Source organism: Saccharopolyspora erythraea NRRL 2338 (genome assembly GCF_000062885.1).
GTDB classification, from domain to species: domain Bacteria; phylum Actinomycetota; class Actinomycetes; order Mycobacteriales; family Pseudonocardiaceae; genus Saccharopolyspora_D; species Saccharopolyspora_D erythraea.
Genome location: NC_009142.1, coordinates 3,414,312 through 3,431,198 on the forward strand (window position 1 = coordinate 3,414,312; position 16,887 = coordinate 3,431,198).

Consider the following 16,887-nt stretch of genomic DNA (forward strand, 5'->3'; position numbering starts at 1 on the left):
TCTTCCGGCGCTGTAGTTCGCGGGGGTGAGGGGATCGGTCGATGGCGGGCGGTGACGCGGACTCCTTCCGGGAGTCGCTCGAACTCGCCGACCGGCTGTTGGAGCGGGCGCGGCGCTCCGACGGCGTCGACGACGTGGACGCGGCGGTCGAGCACGCGCACCGCGCGCTGGACGCAGTGGCCGGCTGCGACGCCCGCCGCGCGGGGCCGCTCTACCAGCTCGGGCTCGCCCACGGCCTCCGCCACGAGCGCACCGGTTCGGTCGACGACCTGAGATCGGCCATCGGGTGGATGCGCGCGGTGCGGGACTGCCTGGCCGACGACGACCCGCACCGGCCGGAGGTCTGCGCCCGCACAGGTCTGCTGGTCAGCCGGTACGTGGGGGTGGCCGAGGGCGACCGCGCCGACGTCGACGAGGCCATCCGCGACCTGACAGCGGCCGGTGCCGGCGGAGGCGTTGTCGGCCGCTACGCCCTCGGGATCCTGCACGCCGTGCGCTACACCGGCTTCGCGGGGGAGCAGCAGGACCGCGAGACGGCGATCGAGATGCTTTCCGAGCTGATCGAGCGGCCCGATGCCGACACCGCGACCGCCGACGCGTGCCGGGTGACCGTCGCGCACCTGCTGCTGAGCCGCGGCACGCCGGTGGAGCTGCGCGGTCGCCGGCCGACGCTCACCGGCGTCGCCGGACTGGGGCTGGAGGCGACGCCGGAGGAGATCGCGACCGCACGGCGACACCTGGAGTCGTTGACGGACCAGGAGAATCGCGACCTCGCCGGCATGCGATCGGCGCTCGAGCTGCTGGTGTCGTCGGCCACGGGCAAGATCGACCTCACGGCACCGGAGGCCGACCGCGCGCTGACCGGCTTCGACGAGATGCTTTCGCAGATCCCGGAAGAAGATCTCGACGCAGGGGAACGCGACGCGGTCCGCGCGGTCCTGCGCGGAATCCGGGCTCACGCCACGGGTTCCGGCGAAGACCTGTCCGACGGGATCGCCGAAGCCATGGCCGGGCTGCCCGCCGGGCACCTGCTGCGCGAGTTCCTGGTCGGCCTGCTGCGCCCCGCCGAGCCCGGGCTCGCGGAGTCGGGTGACCTGCGGCGGCTCGGTGCGAGCAGCTCGGCCGCCATCGCAGCCCTGGAGCGGGCGCTGGAGCGGCTGCCCGCCGACGATCCCGACCGCGCCGCGGTGCTGACGCGGTTGGTGGGGTCGCTGATGGCCGACCTCTCGGTGAACCGCGCAGGCGGTTCGATGAGCCGCATCCGCACGCTCGCCGCCGAAGCGATCCGCGGCGGCCGGGCCGACGACGAGAACACCGGTGTCAACCACGCGGTGCTGGCCCTGGCGACGGTCTTCCAGGAGGACTCCGCGCTCGGGCTCGACCAGATCGACACCGCGGTCGGGCACCTGCGGGAGGCCGCCCGGCTGTTGCCGGACGGGCACCCGCTGCGGGAGGGCCTGCGCACGATGCTCGGGGCCGTGCTGCTCATCCGCTACACCCGCAGCGGTGCGGCGGACAACGTCGACGCCGCGGTGCACTACCTGGGGCAGCAGGGCGACGACGTCCTCGACCGGTTCACCGAGGCCCACGTCCGGCTCGCGAACCACATGCGCAGCCCCGACCCGGATGGCCTGCGGGAGGCGATCCGGGCGCTGGAGGATCTGGTCGGCGAACTGCCGGACGAGCACTTCGTCCGCCAGCGCGCCACGACCACGCTCGGGCTCGCCCGCATCATCCGGAACGCCGGGTCCGACGCCACGGGCGCGGCCGGTCTCGACGAGTCGGTGGACGCCGTGACCGATGCGCTCCGCGCGATCCCGGAGGCCGCGCTCGACCACCCGATGGAGACCACCACCGCCGCGATGTCGGTGCTGTGGAGCGCGATCGCGGTCGGGGACCGCAAGGCGCTCGACCGCGGGATCGGCATGCTCGGGTCGGTCGCGGCCCGTGCCGACCTGCACCACCACGAGCGGTTGTCGGCGATCGGCAGCCTGGGCATGGGGCTGCGCACCCGCTACGAGTTCACCCGGGACCGGCGCGACCTCAGCAACGCGATCGACCGGCTCGAACAGGCGCGGCGGATGCTCGACCCGGGCGCGCTGGAGGGCGCGCTGCTGCTGAACTCGCTGGCCGACTGCTACCGCACGCGCGGCGACGCGGCCAGGAAGGACCCGCAGCGTGCGGTCCGAGTGGGGCTGGAGTCCCTGCGGACGCGCGCACGCGACGTGCTGTTGCAGTCCAGCGCTCTGCGCGCGCTGAACGCGGCCCGTGCCGCGCTCGGCGAGGCGGCTTCGGTGGCCCGTTGGTGCCTGGAGACCGGACGGAGCGAGAACGCGGTGGAGGCGCTGGAGCTGGGGCGGGGCATGGTGCTGCACGCGGCCACGGTCGACGCGGGCGTCCCGGCGATGCTGCGCGAGTCCGGCCACGACGGGCTCGCCGAGCGCTGGGAGCGCGAGGCGGCCGAGTCCGGTCCGCAGCCGTGGGACTTGCCGGAGGGGCCGCCCAGCCCGATGCGGGACCTGACCGGCGCGCCGCTGCCGAGCGATCTGCGGTACCGGGTGCTCGAAGCGCTGGAGGGCCACGGGGCGCGTACACGGCTGCTCACACCGCCCGCCGTCGCCGAGATCGCCGCCGCCCTGCGCGACACCGACACCAGGGCGCTGGTCTACCTGCTCCCGGGCGAGGACCGGGAACCCGGCATCGCCGTGCTGGTCACCGACGGCGGCGAGGTCCGCCCGCTCCACTGCCCGCTCTTGACCGCCGCGGACGGCAGTCCGGTTGACCGGTTCGACCGGCTCCAGCGGGAGCGGGCGAGCGGCCCCGTGTCCGGGGAACTGGACAGCAGGTGGCGGCAGGCCCTCGGCGAGGTCTGCGACTGGGCGTGGACGGCGGTGCTCAACCAGGTGCTCGACACCGTCGCGGCCGAGCGGCGCCGGCGTCCGAGCCGGATCGTGCTGGTACCGGTGGGAAAGCTCGGCGCGGTCCCGTGGCACGCCGCGCGGCACCGGGTGCCCGGCGGCGGCGTCCGCTACGCCTTCCAGGACGCCGTCGTGCGCTACGCCGCGTCGGCCCGCCAGTTCACCGAGACCGCCCGGCGCCGCAGGCGCGCGTGGGACGGCGAACCGGCGCTGGTGCGGGTGGCGGGCAGCGGTCTGCTGTGGGCGTCGGAGGAGATCGAGGACATCCACCGCAGGCACTACTCCCACGGCGTCTACCTCGGCCGCAGGCGCCGGGGCGGCAGGCGGGCGCCTGCCCCGCGGCCCGACGACGTGCGCGCACTGCTGCCCGGCGCGAACTCGCCCGGTGCGTCGCTGCTGCACCTGGGCTGCCACGCCGACCTCGCGGCGGTGCCGGTGGACTCCGCCCTGCGGCTGGGATCCGGTTCGGCGTTGCAGGTGCAGGACATCCTGCGGCAGGCGCGCGACCGTCCCGCCGACGCGCCGGGCGGCCTGGTCGTGCTGGCCGCCTGCGCCAGCGACCTGACCGGCCGCGAGCACGACGAGGCGCTGACGCTGGCGACGGCGTTCCTGACCGCCGGAGCGGCCGGGGTCGTCGGCGCGCGGTGGAACGTCGACGACCTGCCCACGGCGCTGGTCATGGTCATGTTCCACCACTACCTGAACTCCGGTTGCGACGATCCGGCCACGGCCCTGCGCGCGGCGCAGGCGTGGATGCTGGACCCGCGCCGGGCGCTGCCCGAAGGGGTCGGCGCCCGGCTCGCGCCGGAGCTCGCCACGATCGACCCCGCCGAACCCGGCAACTGGGCGGCGTTCACCTACCAGGGCCGGTGAGGCACCTGCGGCAAGTTGGGAGCACCCATGGCGGCACCGCCGACGACCTTCGGCATCGACCTCGGCACCACCCACTCCTGCGTCGCCTACGTCGACGAGTCGGGGCGGCCGGTGATCGCCCGCAACGCCGTCAGCGAGGACACCACGCCGTCGGTGGTCTACTTCGAAGGGCCGGGCCGGGTGCTGGTCGGCTCCTCGGCGAAGAACTCCGCGCTGCTGGCGCCGCACCTGGTCGCGCAACTGGTCAAGCGGGACATGGGCAGGCAGGGGGTGGAGTTCGGCTACCACGGCCGCGCCTACACCCCGGAGGAGATCTCCGCGCTGATCCTGCGCGAGCTGGCCAGGTCTGCCGAGGAGAGCACCGGCAGGCAGGTGCGGGACGTGGTGATCACCGTGCCCGCCTACTTCGGCGTCGCCGAGAAGGAGGCCACCCGCCGGGCCGGTGAGATCGCCGGGCTCAACGTGCTCGACGTCCTCGCCGAGCCGGTCGCCGCCGCACTCCACCACCAGGGCCTGGAAAGCACCGACCGCGCGCGGCACCTGCTGGTCTACGACCTCGGCGGCGGCACGTTCGACACGACCGCCATCCGCGTCGAGCGCGACGACATCCGCGTCGTGTGCACCGACGGGGACCAGGCCCTCGGCGGCGCGGACTGGGACCGGCGGATCGTCGAGCACCTGCTGGAGGTCTTCCGCGCCCGGCACCCCCGGCTCGACCCGGCCGCCGACGAGGAGGCGATGCAGGAGTTCCACAGCACCGCCGAGGAGCTGAAGAAGGCGTTGAGCCGCACCGAGTCCCGGCGCGCGCAACTGCGCTTCGCCGGGGCGGCCGCGGGGGTGGAGCTGACCCGCGCCGACCTGCGGCGGCTCACCGGCGACCTGCTCGACCGGACCATGGAGATCACCCGCCGCACGCTGGAGGTGGCGCGGCGCAAGGGGATCGAGCGGTTCGACGACGTGCTGCTGGCCGGCGGGATGACCCGGATGCCCGCGGTGGCCGAGAACTTGCGCACGCGATTCGGCCTCGACGCGCGGCTCAGCGAGCCGGACCTCGCGGTCGCCAAGGGCGCGGCGCTTTTCGCGCTGCTGCGGCAGGTCGGGGACACCGGCGGAGCCGCGCGGGAGGTCGCCGGGCAGCTGGGCATCAGCGCGGCCGACGTCGAGGCGGCGGCGGCCAAGCGCGTGACGACCGTGGTCCCCCGGGCGTTCGGGGTCAAGGCGATCGACCCTACCGACCCGGAGGCGCACAACAACCCGTTGCGCGCCAGGCAGATCGTGACCCACCTGCTCGCCGCGAACACCGAGCTTCCCGCCGACACCGGCCCGTTCCCGTTCGCCACCGGCGTGGACAACCAGCGGATGGCCGAGATCGAGGTGTGGGAGCAGAAGGGACAGGAGGAGTCGGAGGACCTCGCCGACAACACCCGCGTCGGACGCGGCGTGCTGAAGGGCATCCCGCCCCGGCCCGCCGGAACCCGGATCGAGATCACCTTCCGCATGTCCGGGACCGGTACGCTCGCGGTGCACGCGCAGGAGCAGGAATCGGGGCAGGAAGTGCGGTTCGAACTCGCCATCGGCGGCATGGACCACAGGGCGGTCGACGCCGCCCGCACCGACATCGCCAGGCACGAGGTGAGCGGGTGAACCTGCGGCAGGCCCTGGCGGCGCTGGCCGCCGACTGGGACGGGGTGCGCGCCCGGCTGGCACCCGGCGACTACACCCACCTGGTCGCGCTGGTCGTGGAGTTCTCCACCGAGACCAGCCCGGACGTCGCGGCCGACATCGCCGAGGACATCGCGGTACTGCTGACCGACGCGCTGCCTGCCGAGCACCCGGTCCGCCGCGAGCTGTCGGCGCCGGAGTCCCGCTTCTCCACCGGGGCCGAGGCGGACTGGGGGGACCTCGGCGCGACGCTGCACGGCTGCCTGCTCTCCGGTCCCGGTCCGAAGGTGCCGAGCCAGGTGCTGGAGGCCGAAGCGGTCGGCGAGGCGGAGGTGCGGGCACGCGGCGTCGCCACCGACGACCCGGGCCTGATCCGGCTCGAGCACCAGGACGGCGACCGCTGGCCCGCCTTCCAGTTCGGCCCGTCGGGACAGCCGCTGCAGGTCGTGCGCACCGTCAACCGGCTCCTGGACGCCACCGACGACCCGTGGGGTGCCGCCGACTGGTGGCTCGGTGAGAACGCCTGGCTCGACGGCGTCCCCGCGCGGCTGCTCGGCCAGGTCGCCGACCAGGTCCTGATCGACGCCGCCCGCGCCGGTTTCTCGGAGGTGTGAGCGGTGCCCGACCTCGCGCCTCCCCCGAAGTACGCCGACAGCCCAGCCCGCCACGAGCTGCCCGCCGACGCCGAGCTGTGGCGGGTGCATTCCGGCGAGTTCGACGCCACGAGCTTCCGCCCCGGCCCCTCCGACGACCACTTCGGTGGCGGCCGGTTCGACGGCACCGAACGCGACCCGTACCCCGTGTACTACGCGGCCTTGCAGCCACCCACGGCGCTCATGGAGTACCTGGCGCGGGATCTGCGGTACCGCGACAACGGCGGCAGGCTCGTCTCGCGCGGCAAGGTCAACGGGCGCCGCATCAGCTCGGTGCGCACGACCCGCCCGCTGGCCCTGGTGAGCCTGCTCAGCGGACCGGACCTGGCGGCGGTCGCGCAGGACGGGTGGCTCATCCAGAGCGACGAGTACGGCAAGACGCGGCGCTGGGCGAGCTGGATCAGGGAGCAGGCGAGGTGGGCCGACGGGCTCATCTGGCGGTCCAGACGCGACATCGGGGGAGAGGCGCTCGTTCTCTTCGGCGACCGGTGCGGCCCCGACGCCCTGGAATCCGCGGCGTCGGTCGAGCTCGGCACCCTCGAAGGCGCGCACTACCTCAACGACGTGCTCGGCGCCTACCGCGTGCAGGTCTCGCTGCCCCCGCGCCGGAAAACGCAGGGCTGATCACGAGGTCCCCGGCGTGAGCAGCCAAGCCAACAGGTTCAGCAGCGTGTCGGCGACCAGTGCCAGGGCGACCAGCGCCAGCACCCCGAACAGGACCCAGCGGTGGGCGCGGTAGCCCGGCGGCGGTTGTCGGTTCACACCGGCTCCTTCACCGTTCGGCCGGACCCGCCGCGCGAGACCGGGAACCCGCCGCGGCCCATCAGCCACAGGAAGGGTTCGGCAGGGGACAGGGCGCTGCCGGGCCTGGTCCCGGTGAGCGACGAAGCGACGAAGAAGCGCACCTCGGCGAAGTCGCGCTCCGCCGACAGCACCATGTTCTCCAGTCCGGCCGTCGTCAGCCATTCCCGGACCCGGCCCGACAGCAGCGGCCCGGCCCAGTCCAGGTCCTGGAGCAGGTCGGCCTTGACCACCACGACCGCGAGCGCCCGGCGCCCGAGGTCGACGCGGTAGTCCTTGAGCCTGCGCACCGTCACCTGGTAGACGTCGTCGGGGTCCCTGGTCGCCGGGTTGGCCGCCACGACTCGCGCGTCCCCCGCGCCACCGAACTGGTCGCGCACCCACCGCGCGGAGAACGGGTCCACGACGAACACCAGACCTCGCGCGTGGTCGAGGAACTCCAGCTCGGTGTTCTCCTGCCGGTCCACGAAGAACTCGCCCGCGGCGTCGAACAGGCTCAGCAGCGCCTGCCTGCGACCACGCCGGACCCGCGCGGTGATCGCCGCGGGCAGCCGGCCGGCCGGGGTCTTGGCGGTCTCACCGCCACCGGAGACCAGTCGGGTGGCCTCGGCGAAGACCTGCCTGCTCGGCTCGTCGTCGAACTCCAGCTCCGCGCCGGCCGCCGCCAGCTCGTCGCGCAGCTTCACCATCCCGGCGTGCACGAGCCGGGTCTTGCCCGCCGAGACCGCGCCGAACACCGGCATCGAGATGCCGGTCAGCGCGGCCGCGCCGGTGTGCAACGGCTGCCCGCAGCGTTCGCACAGCGCGGTCAGCTTCCGCGCGGCGCGCAGCACCGTCGTCGGCAGCCGGGTATCGCAGCCGCACCGCCGCCACACCGCGCCGAGCAGACCGGGCCGGATGTCGCGGTGCACCGTCGCGCAGTTCGGGCAACGGTAGTCGGGGAGGCGCTGCTTGTAGTAGCACTCGGGATGCGGGCAGACGGCGTCGGCGCGGCGGATGCGTCGGACCATGCCGTCGCAGCCGCGAAGCAGGGCGATCACCGCGGCCCAGCCGATCCCGGCGACGACCAGAACCGCGGCCGCGACGACCGTGACGAGCAGCCCGCCGGCCAACGTGCCGACCAGCACGCCGGACCACCCCGCGAACGGCACGGCCTGCACCAGGAACCGGAGTGCGGCCCACTCGCCGTACCCGCCCCAGCCGCGGATCCGCCGGTATCCGGCGACGATGATGCCGCGACCGCGGTGCCAGGCGGCCAGCAAGTCGTAGCGCCACTGCGAAGCGAGGTAACCGGGCCAGGCCCGGTCCCGGCCGCGCGGGCGGTTGCGGCGGAACCGGGGCAATCCCGCGGTGCCCGCCTCGACGTGCTCGGGCATCACCAGGGCGGGCCGCCACCTACCACCTCCGGCGAGCGTGGTGCAGGCGATGACGAACGAGCCCACCACCCCGGCCATGGACCCCAGCCACAGCGCGATCAGCGATGCGTAGAAGACGACGCCGAGCGCGCACAACCCGGCACCCAGCAGCAGGAGCGCGACGACGGGGTTCTGCATCACTCACCCCGTTCCCGCAGCCGGTCGAACAGGCGGCGCGCGGCGGAGGGCTTGCGCTGCTTGTTCTTGCCGAGCTCGCGCAGCCACTCGTGCCACGCGGTTGCGTGGTCGGAGTCGACCGCGCGCAGCAGCATCCTGATCCGGCGCTGGTCGGACTGGCGGTGCTCGCCCACCCACGACGCCAGCCCCTTGTCGAAACCGGCCCGCGCCGAGTCCGCCGCCTTGTCCGACCAGGCCACCAGGAACGCCAGCGCCACCGCCCGATCCCCGCGCTCCTGCGGCGCATTCCCGTTCCACACCGCGGCGAGCTCGTCCACCAGCACGGTCTGCACGGCCTCCCCGCCACGCACCGCCGCGTTCACCGCGCGGCTGAGCTCGACCCCCAGCAGCGCGTCCACCAGATCGCGAGCACGGGCCGAGAGCACGGGTTTGGACACCTCGGCCAGCGCCGCGGCCGACTCGCTGCCGTCGCTGCGCTGGAAAGCCGTCAGCCACCGGCGCAACGCGCCGTCCTGCTTCCACAGCTCTCGCATGGGCTCGGACCGGACGTGCTCGACGAGCTTGCGCAGCACCTCCAGGTACTCGGCGTTCACAGTGGACCTCTCCAGCACCGGGAACGCCTTGCGCGCCAACGACTCCGACACCGTCGCGGTCGGCATCTGGGAGAAGAACTCCAGCATCTCGGCGACCGACGGCGTGGTGTCCTGGAACAGCGCCTCCCACACCGCGTCGCCCACGCCCGGCCGGTCGGGCTCCTGCAACGGGGCGCGCATGGCGGCGAAGGCCTCCCGGCGGCTCTGGCCGCCCTCGGCCACCGCCGCGCCGGCCACCACGGCGTCCAGCCGCATGAACGGGTCGCTGACCGTCGGCAGCAGCAGCGGCCACCAGTGCCGGCGGATCGCTGCGACGGTCTGGTCGGCATGCGGTCCGCGCAACCGGAACGCGAGCTCGTCGCGGAGCAGGTCGAGCACCTGCGGTTCGCAGCTCCACCGCGAGGGGGAGGCCTTGGCGTCCGGGTTGTCGGCCCACCAGCTCACGAACCGGGCGGCGGCGTCGCGGAAGCGGTCGATGCGCGGTGTGATGCCGAATCCGGCGGCGAGGCGCAGCAGGGCGTCGAACCGCTCCGGGGCGACGCCGGCCGCCACCGACTCCACCAGCGAGGTCGCCCGCTCCACTTCCGGCGGTGACCAGCGGCGTTGCGGCAGCGTGCCGCGGCCGGTGGCGGCCACGCCGCGCACGACCTCGTCGAGCTCGGCCCGCAGCAGCGCGTACCAGACCTGGCCGGCCAGCTCGTCCTGTCCTGAGTGGACAGCCGCGGCCAGCTTGCGCAGCGCCGGGGCGTCGGGTCCCGCGGACATGACCGCCTCGGCCACCGGTTCCAGCGCGTCCTGCGCGGACTCCGGTGGCGCCGAGGCCAGCCAGTCGGCCAGCACCGCGGCCTCGGAGCGGTGCTCCAGCGGATCGCCGCAGGTGAGCACTCCGGCGGCCAGCCGGTCGCCCGTCCCCGGCCGCGGCCTGCCGCCGTCGCGGGCGAACCGGTGCGCCATCTCCACCGCGTCGATCACGTCGTAGGGGTCGGCCCGCAGGAAGCGCGATACCCAGTGCGAGGCGCACTCGGTCGGCTCGATCCGGGAGTGGCGGCCGGACACCAGGTCGAACACCGCGAAACCGCTGTCCCGCTCGGTGTCGGCGAGCTGGCCCGCCCAGTCCGGGTGCAGCGCAAGCACCTCGTGCCTGCTGTACTGCGGACTCGTCGCGAACACCCGGAAACCGACCCGCAACGCCCTTTCCTGGGGCAGCAGCAGGGTACCGGCGGCGATCCAGCGCACGATCTCGCCCGCGTCGGCGCCGACGAACAGCACCCGCCGCGGGTTCTCGTCGTGGACGCGGTCCAGCGCGGAGGTCAGCGCCAGCAGCCAGCTCTCGCCGCCGGTCGTGCCGAGCACCCAGTCCCGCAGGACGTCCACCCCGCACGGGCCGGGCTCGGGCTCGGCGGGCACCGGCTCGGTCTCGGTGCCGTCGGCGGGGCGCTCGGACCACCAGGGCGCCTCCCACAACTGCGCGGGGCGGACGGGCCCGTAGAGCTGCGGATCGGCGGTGGCGATGGCGTGGGTGAACTGGTTGCCCTCCCGGACCCCGCCGGCCTCGGCACCCAGGTAGACGCCGCGCGCGGTCGCGTACACGCCGTCGAAGACGTGCGCCAGCGAAGGCGGGTACTGCTCGACCGGGCGCTTGCCGCGCATCCACGACACCGGCGCCTCGTACAGCGCGGACCGCTGGACCAGGCCCATCATCTCGTGGCCCGCCCCGGACGAGACGGCCTGGAACTGGAACCCGGCCCCGCCCCGCAGGCCCTGGCCCTGGCGGCAGTCGGTGTAGAACAGCGACTCGAAGCCGCGCCCGCCCATCACCCGCTCCGTTCGACGATCCTGAAGAGTCCGAGCAGCCACAGCAGCGGCTCGTCCACCCGGAACGGGCGCACCCCGCCCGGATCGATCCGCTTGTGGTCGTAGTCGGGTTCGGCGCCCAGCGAGGACACCGCGAAGTAGCGGTAGCTCTTGTAGTGCGCCCGCAGGTGGGCGTCGATGTCGTCGGCCCCCAGGTCGGCGAGCAGGGCACGCAGGTGCTCGTCGGTGTCGCGCCCGGCCGCCTCGTCGTAGTGCGCCCCGGCCGACGGTGCGCGCAGCAGCGGATGGCCCTCGCCCAGCATCCCGTAGAACGCGTCGATCTTGGAGAACACGACCGCGACGGGCACCGGGATGCGCCGGCGGACACCGACACCGCCGGTGGCGCGCAGCAGCTCGGTGAGGCGGCCGAGCACGCTCAGCGGCGGCTCGGTCTCGCGCATGCCCGCCTCCGGCACCGCGATGCGGTCGCGAGTGCCGGGGAGCTGGAAGGGGTCGAGCAGCACGATCAGCCCGTCGGCCGCGCCGAGGTAGGCCTGGCGGTTGACGAACTCCTGCGTGGTCATGTCCTCGCCCGCCGCGTCGTAGAACGACAGCGTCGTGGTGCTGTGCACCTCGCGGCCCAAAGAGCGGTGGGGCTGGCGCCACTGCACCACCAGCGGCACGCGACTGCCGTCGGTCGACCCGGCGGTGGACTCGAACAGCTCGTTGTCGTCGAACAGCGCGTGCTCGTAGTGCTCCAGCCACGCGGCGGTCCGCGCACCGGCCTGCTCGCCCGCGAAGGACACGTCGGCGTCGAAGCGGCGGCGCACGCGGTGGCGCAGCTCGTGCACCAGCACCGTGGTGTAGACGGTCTTGCCGGAGTTCTTGCCGCCCACCATGCCGATCAGCGGGCTGCGGCTGTCGGCGAAGTTGGCGGGCAGCGGCGTGCGGCAGACCGGGCACGCGCGGATGCCGGTGTCGGTGCCGCAGTCCGGGCAGGTGGCCCTGCGCCGCGGCAGCCGCAGCCGCGACGGCGGCGGCGGGAACGTCGGCCAGGACGCCTCGGCGTACCCGGTCAGCCGCAGCCGCTCCTCGTCGACCGAACGCGTGCAGCGCGTGCGGCCGGGCGCGGCCCGCCCCGTGCACTGGAACCGCAGGTTCGCCGGCTGGAAGCGGTGGTAGCAGTAGGGGCAGGCGGTGGTCGGCATCAGGTGGCCTTCAGTTGCGCGGTGGGCGGGTCGACGAGCCGGACACCGGCCGTCTCGGTGAAGCAACGCAGCCAGTACGGGCGGCGCAGCTTCGGGACCTCCACGGTGGTCTCGACCGGGCGTCCGGGGCGCAGCTCGCCCTCGACCCGGCCGATGACCTGGCCGTCGGCCGGTTGCAGCGGCATCACGCGGCCCTGCGCGGCGACCACCAGCACCGTGCACGCCGGCACCGGCTGGTCGGCGGTCAGCGTGATCCGCGCGGTACCGCCGCCGACCAACGGGCGCGACCGGCGCTCCACGGTGTAGCCGACGTGCGGCTGGCGGCCCTGGATGTCGATCTCGGTGGGCGCCGAGCACGCGGCGCCGTCCTCGGCGGCGGCGACCGCGCTGACGCGCACCCGCACCGGTCCGGGCCCGGTGCGCAGCCGGCAGCCGCCCGATGCCTGGTACTCCTGCCTGGTCAGCCGGTGCCTGCCGGAGCCCGCCGTGCCGTTCCACATCACCTCGGCCACACCGGCCCGCTCGGGCCACACCCACGACAGCAACAGTTCCTCGTCGAAGCGGCGGAACTCCAGGCCGCTGACCGGCGGCAGCGCGGGCACCACGCGGCTGGTGCTCTCGGCGCGCACCGGTTCCGACGACGCCTCGGTGCCGTCGGACCGCCGGTAGCGGGCGGTCAGCACGTAGGTGTAGTCCACCCCGGGAGTCGTGCCGGTGTCGCGGAACGACGTGGTGTCCGTGGTGGCGACCGGTAACTCCCGCGAGCCGTCGCTGCGGCGGACGTCGACGGCGATCGCGTCGGGATGCACCTTCCAACTCGCCTCGACCGCGCCCTGAGCGGCCCGGAGCCGGACGCCGTGCACCGGCGGCAGCACCTCGATCCGGGCTCCCGCCGGACGCGACCACGCGCCCTGCTCCTGCGCGGCGAACACCGCGTACCCGACCCGCACCCCGGCCCGAGCGCCGGTGTCGCGGGCGACCGTCGCGGTGTCCTCGGCGACGACCTCCCCGTCGGCGGGGTCGGCGGGCACCCGGTCGTTGCGGCGCACAACCCGGTAGACCGTCCCGTTCTCGTGCTCGGCGGGCACCCGCCACGACACCCGCACGCCGGTTCCCTCCGGCTGCGCCGACACCTCCAGCACCGGAGGGGGAGGGACGCGGCGCAGCTCGGCCGCGATGCGGTCGTCGTCGGTGGCCAGCGCCGCGGCTTGCAGCAACCGTTGCCGCGCCTCGGTTTCCTCGCCCGCGACCAGCGCCCGGTGGGCGGCCGACCGCAGCTCGCGGACCCGTTCGCCCTGGCGCTCCACCAGCCGCCGGGCGGACTCGGCCTCCTCGGCGTCGGTGATGCCGGTCAGCGCCTGTTCGGCGGCGACGAGGCAGCCGTCGCGCAGCAGCTCGGTGACGCCGGGCAGCCCGGGCGGTGGGGCGGGCCCGCGCCCGCCGGTCTCGCCGAGCACGCTCACCACGGCCTGCCGCGCTTCGGACTCCGCCAGCTTCGCCTGCCGCAGATGCCGCAGCAGCACCGACGCCGGAGCGCGGTTGTCGTGGTGCCTGCGCACGTCGTCGAGCAGGTGGAACAGCGTGAGCCGGCGCAGGTCGACCCCGTCGGAGGTCACCGCGGTGTTGAGGATGCCCAGCGCCTCGCGTACGGCCTGGTTGCCGGAGCGGCGGTTCTCCCGGTCGATCGCCTGGCGCACCGCCTCGGCGGTCAGCCCTGCCGGGTGCGCCGGGGTGCTGGCGAAGGCGGTGAGGATGCGCAGGCTGGTCAGCTCGCCGTGCAGCAGCTCGGCGATGCTGCTCATCTCGGCGTCGGCGAGCAGCGACTTCAGCCGCCGGTACGTCGTCTCGCGCAGTCCGCTGGCGCGGGGTAGCTCCACCGGGGTGCTCAGCCGCACGCCCGCGGTCTCCAGCGCCCGGTCGACCTCCTCGGGTGCCAGCAGGCTGAAGGTCTCGCGCATCGCCTCCAGCTGGCCGGAGGTGATCAGGCCGAGGTCACCGAAGTCGGCGTGCAGCATCGCGACCAGCTCGTCGACCTGCTGCCTGCGGCTGCCGGTCCGCGCCGCGTCGCGCTCGCGCCACCAGGAGATCCGCAGCATCCGCTCGCCGTGCTCGCGCCGAAGCTCCTCGTCCTCGCGCAGGAAAGCCTTGTAGACGCTGCGGACGAACGTGGACTTCGCCGTGGACTGGGCGCTCTTGTTCCAGTGCGAGCGGATCTGGGCGATCCGCTCCGCCAGCTCGTCGTCGGAGAAGTCCAGCCGGACCGCATAGCGCGACACGAGGTCGTCGGGCAGCCGGCCGCCGCGCCCCCGCAGCGGCCGCACCACCTCCTGCTCGTAGTCCTTCGGGTCGAACGGGGCCATCAGCTCGAGACCGTGATCCCGGCGACGACCTTCGCGGCCTCGGCGACCTCCTCGTCGCTGCGCACGCTGACCCGGACCTTGATGTCCAGCGACTTGCCGGTGCTCGGTTCGGTGGCGTTGAGCTCGAGCAGCCCCTCGGCGTCGACGGTCATGCGGATGTCGACGGGCGAGCCGACCGGCATCGGCGGCAGTCCGTCGATGAGTCCCTTGCCCTCGTTGAGCGCCTTGTTCTCGGCCAGCTCCGGCCCGGCGACCACGCCGGACTGCTCGAACAGCTCGATCTCGACGCCCTGCTGGCCCTCCTCGACGGTGGCGGCCTGCAGGTTGCGCACCTCGGTGGGCAGCGCGTCGTTGGCGTGCACGAGGTGGTGGACGTAGTGGCGCTTGGGCTTGCTCTGCCAGTCGGGTTCGCTGGTGTCGACGAGCTTGACCCCGAACGCCTTCGGCAGCACGTTGCGGGTCTGCTTGGCGGCCAGGCCCTCCAGCGTCCGCACCGAGATGCCGGTCTGCGCGGCCACGCCGCCGACGGCCTCGGCGACCCGTTCCCGCACCTGCTCGGCGGTGCCGCCGGCGTCCTCGGCGTCCTGCTTCTCCTTGTGCACCACGCGACCCAGCGCGTAGAGCGCGGCACCCTTGGCCACCGCCAGGTCCGGGTCGTGCAGCTTGGGCTCCCAGCCGAACTCCGCGCGCAGGCGCTCGGCGACCGCGGGCATCTTGGTCGAGCCGCCGACCAGCAGGACGTCGTCGATGGTGGTGCCCGGCCGCTTGTCGCGCAGGGTCTCCAGCGTGCGCCGGACGATGTCGATCGTCTTGTCCAGCAGGTCCCTGGTCTCGTGCTCGAACAGCTCGCGGGTGACCTCCACGCGCGCGCTGCTGCCCGCGCCGCGCAGCGCGACCGGCCGGGACTCGGCGCGGGAGAGCTGCTTCTTGGTCTCCTCGGCCGTGGTGGCCAGCGACTGCATGAACTCCTCGTCGTCCTCGGCGTCGGTACCGGTCGACTCGGTGAACCGCTGCAGCAGGTAGTCGCGCAGCCGGGCGTCCCAGTCGGCGCCGCCGAGGTGGTCGTCGCCGTCGGTGCACAGCACCTCGATCTCGTCGGAGGACACCCGGATCGCGGTGGTGTCGAAGGTGCCGCCGCCCAGGTCGTAGACCAGGATCGTCCTGTCCTCGGCGTCGGTCGTCGCCTCGTAGTGCAGCGCAGCGGCGACCGGCTCCGGCACGATGCCGATCACGTCCAGCCCGGCGATCTGCCCCGCGTTCTTGGTGGCGGTGCGCTCCAGCATGCCGAAGTAGGCCGGGACGGTGATGACCGCGCGGGTGGCGGGTCCGCCGGTGTGGGTGGCGGCGTCCTGGGCGAGCTGCTTGAGGATCAGCGCCGAGATCGACTCCGGGGTGTAGGTGGTGCCGTGGTAGTCGTAGACCGCCTCGCTCCCCATTTCCCGCTTGATCAGCGACACGACCTGGTCGGGGTAGGTGATCGCGGAGTTCTTGGCGACCGAGCCGACCACGACGTTGGACTCGTTCTCGAAGAACACCACCGACGGCGTCGTCTCCAGGCTGTCGGTGTTGCGGCACACCGCCGGCCGGCCTGTCTCGTCGACGTAGGCGATGGCGGAGTAGGTCGTGCCGAGGTCGATGCCGAAGACCTTGAGGCTCTCGTCAGGCATCCGCGCGCTCCTGTTCCTGTTCCGTGCTGGAGGTCTCGACAGGTGTCCACCGGTAGACGTGGACCCGGGCGGGTGCGGTCACGCGCTCGGTGGCGGTGTCCCGGTAGCCGTCGGCGACGACCGCGGCGACCCTGCCGTCCTGCTCGGCTCGCTCGGCGGGCACGAGCTTGACCGCGCGGTGTTCGCGCGCGGAGAACTCGTCGCCCTCCGCGGGGACGATCGGTGCGCTGCCGCATCGCTCCAGCGCGAGCTCCACGCTGAGCGCGAAGGATTCCAGCAACCCGGCCACCTGGTCGCGCGCGATGTCGGCGGGCAGCGTCCGCGCCTGGTGCAACAGGTCCTTGCGCAGGTTCTGCAGGTCGGTGACCACCGGGCGCAGCAGCAGGTTCTGCTCGCCGGCGCGGAGCCGTTCGACCTCGGCGTGCAGGTTGTCGATGACGCGCTCGCGCGCGGTGGCTCTGGCGTGGTGTTCGCGGATCTGCTCGGTCAGCGCGGAAACCGCGTCGGTCAGCGCGACAAGCGGGTCGTCGTCGGCGGGCTCGGTTTCCTCGACGTCCGTTGCGGCTGCCGGCGCCGCTTCGTCGCCGTCCGTCGGCGCTGCTCCGCTTCCGTCCGCCGGCTCTGGTCGCGCGTCCGGATCAGCGGACTGCTCCGGCGTTTCCGGGTGCGCGTCGAAGTCCTGTTCCGCCGCGGCACCGCCCTGTTGTTCGTCGCGCATGACCTCGCCCGCCTCGATGCCCACTTCGCTCCGCGGTCGTTCGACCGCACGGAGTACACCTGTCGTTGATCACAGACCCTATCGCTG

The 16,887-nt window shown here is 73.7% G+C and carries 11 protein-coding genes; 4 read left to right on the forward strand and 7 right to left on the reverse strand.

Annotated features, from left to right (window positions below):
- The first annotated feature begins 41 nt into the window (after positions 1-41).
- From SACE_RS15045 to SACE_RS15060, 4 genes are read left to right on the forward strand one after another with little or no spacing between them, the layout of a single operon-like run.
- A complete protein-coding gene (locus SACE_RS15045) occupies positions 42-3,791 on the forward strand; it encodes a CHAT domain-containing protein (protein ID WP_009945317.1) in 3,750 nt (1,249 codons plus the stop codon).
- A gap of 27 nt (positions 3,792-3,818) precedes the next feature.
- Entirely contained in the window at positions 3,819-5,435 is a 1,617-nt protein-coding gene (locus tag SACE_RS15050; RefSeq protein ID WP_009945316.1) for an Hsp70 family protein, read from the forward strand.
- Positions 5,432-6,067 (forward strand): hypothetical protein, encoded by a 636-nt coding sequence (locus SACE_RS15055; RefSeq protein WP_009945315.1) that lies wholly within the window; start codon positions 5,432-5,434, stop codon positions 6,065-6,067. The genes SACE_RS15050 and SACE_RS15055 overlap by 4 nt, the downstream gene beginning before the upstream one ends.
- A 3-nt stretch (positions 6,068-6,070) precedes the next feature.
- Positions 6,071-6,730 carry an RES family NAD+ phosphorylase gene (locus SACE_RS15060; RefSeq protein WP_009945313.1) on the forward strand — a complete coding sequence of 220 codons (660 nt, stop codon included), beginning with the start codon at positions 6,071-6,073 and terminating at the stop codon, positions 6,728-6,730.
- Here SACE_RS15060 and SACE_RS38315 read toward each other — a convergent pair whose 3' ends face one another.
- Genes SACE_RS38315 through grpE form a run of 7 tightly spaced genes read right to left on the reverse strand, consistent with a single transcriptional unit; the run spans position 6,731 to position 16,824 of the window.
- A complete protein-coding gene (locus SACE_RS38315) occupies positions 6,731-6,868 on the reverse strand; it encodes a hypothetical protein (RefSeq protein WP_009945312.1) in 138 nt (45 codons plus the stop codon).
- Entirely contained in the window at positions 6,865-8,460 is a 1,596-nt protein-coding gene (locus tag SACE_RS15065) for a TRAFAC clade GTPase domain-containing protein (protein ID WP_009945311.1), read from the reverse strand. Before SACE_RS15065 ends, SACE_RS38315 begins: the two co-directional genes overlap by 4 nt.
- Positions 8,460-10,868 carry a GTPase-associated protein 1-related protein gene (locus SACE_RS15070; RefSeq protein WP_009945310.1) on the reverse strand — a complete coding sequence of 803 codons (2,409 nt, stop codon included), beginning with the start codon at positions 10,866-10,868 and terminating at the stop codon, positions 8,460-8,462. The genes SACE_RS15065 and SACE_RS15070 overlap by 1 nt, the downstream gene beginning before the upstream one ends.
- Positions 10,868-12,055, reverse strand: coding sequence for a TRAFAC clade GTPase domain-containing protein (locus tag SACE_RS15075; RefSeq protein ID WP_009945309.1), 1,188 nt, complete (start codon positions 12,053-12,055; stop codon positions 10,868-10,870). Before SACE_RS15075 ends, SACE_RS15070 begins: the two co-directional genes overlap by 1 nt.
- A complete protein-coding gene (locus tag SACE_RS15080; protein WP_009945308.1) occupies positions 12,055-14,415 on the reverse strand; it encodes a SaeA-related protein in 2,361 nt (786 codons plus the stop codon). Before SACE_RS15080 ends, SACE_RS15075 begins: the two co-directional genes overlap by 1 nt.
- Positions 14,415-16,082 (reverse strand): Hsp70 family protein, encoded by a 1,668-nt coding sequence (locus SACE_RS15085; protein WP_009945307.1) that lies wholly within the window; start codon positions 16,080-16,082, stop codon positions 14,415-14,417. Before SACE_RS15085 ends, SACE_RS15080 begins: the two co-directional genes overlap by 1 nt.
- Positions 16,075-16,824 (reverse strand): nucleotide exchange factor GrpE, encoded by a 750-nt coding sequence (gene grpE, locus SACE_RS15090; RefSeq protein WP_009945306.1) that lies wholly within the window; start codon positions 16,822-16,824, stop codon positions 16,075-16,077. Before grpE ends, SACE_RS15085 begins: the two co-directional genes overlap by 8 nt.
- Positions 16,825-16,887 lie beyond the last annotated feature (63 nt).

Coding starts and splice junctions, on each gene's coding strand:
- SACE_RS15045 (WP_009945317.1), top strand. CDS start 42: ATGGCGGGCGGTGACGCGGACTCCTTCCGGGAGTCGCTCGAACTCGCC.
- SACE_RS15050 (WP_009945316.1), top strand. CDS start 3,819: ATGGCGGCACCGCCGACGACCTTCGGCATCGACCTCGGCACCACCCAC.
- SACE_RS15065 (WP_009945311.1), bottom strand. CDS start 8,460: ATGCAGAACCCCGTCGTCGCGCTCCTGCTGCTGGGTGCCGGGTTGTGC.
- SACE_RS15070 (WP_009945310.1), bottom strand. CDS start 10,868: ATGGGCGGGCGCGGCTTCGAGTCGCTGTTCTACACCGACTGCCGCCAG.
- SACE_RS15075 (WP_009945309.1), bottom strand. CDS start 12,055: ATGCCGACCACCGCCTGCCCCTACTGCTACCACCGCTTCCAGCCGGCG.
- SACE_RS15080 (WP_009945308.1), bottom strand. CDS start 14,415: ATGGCCCCGTTCGACCCGAAGGACTACGAGCAGGAGGTGGTGCGGCCG.
- SACE_RS15085 (WP_009945307.1), bottom strand. CDS start 16,082: ATGCCTGACGAGAGCCTCAAGGTCTTCGGCATCGACCTCGGCACGACC.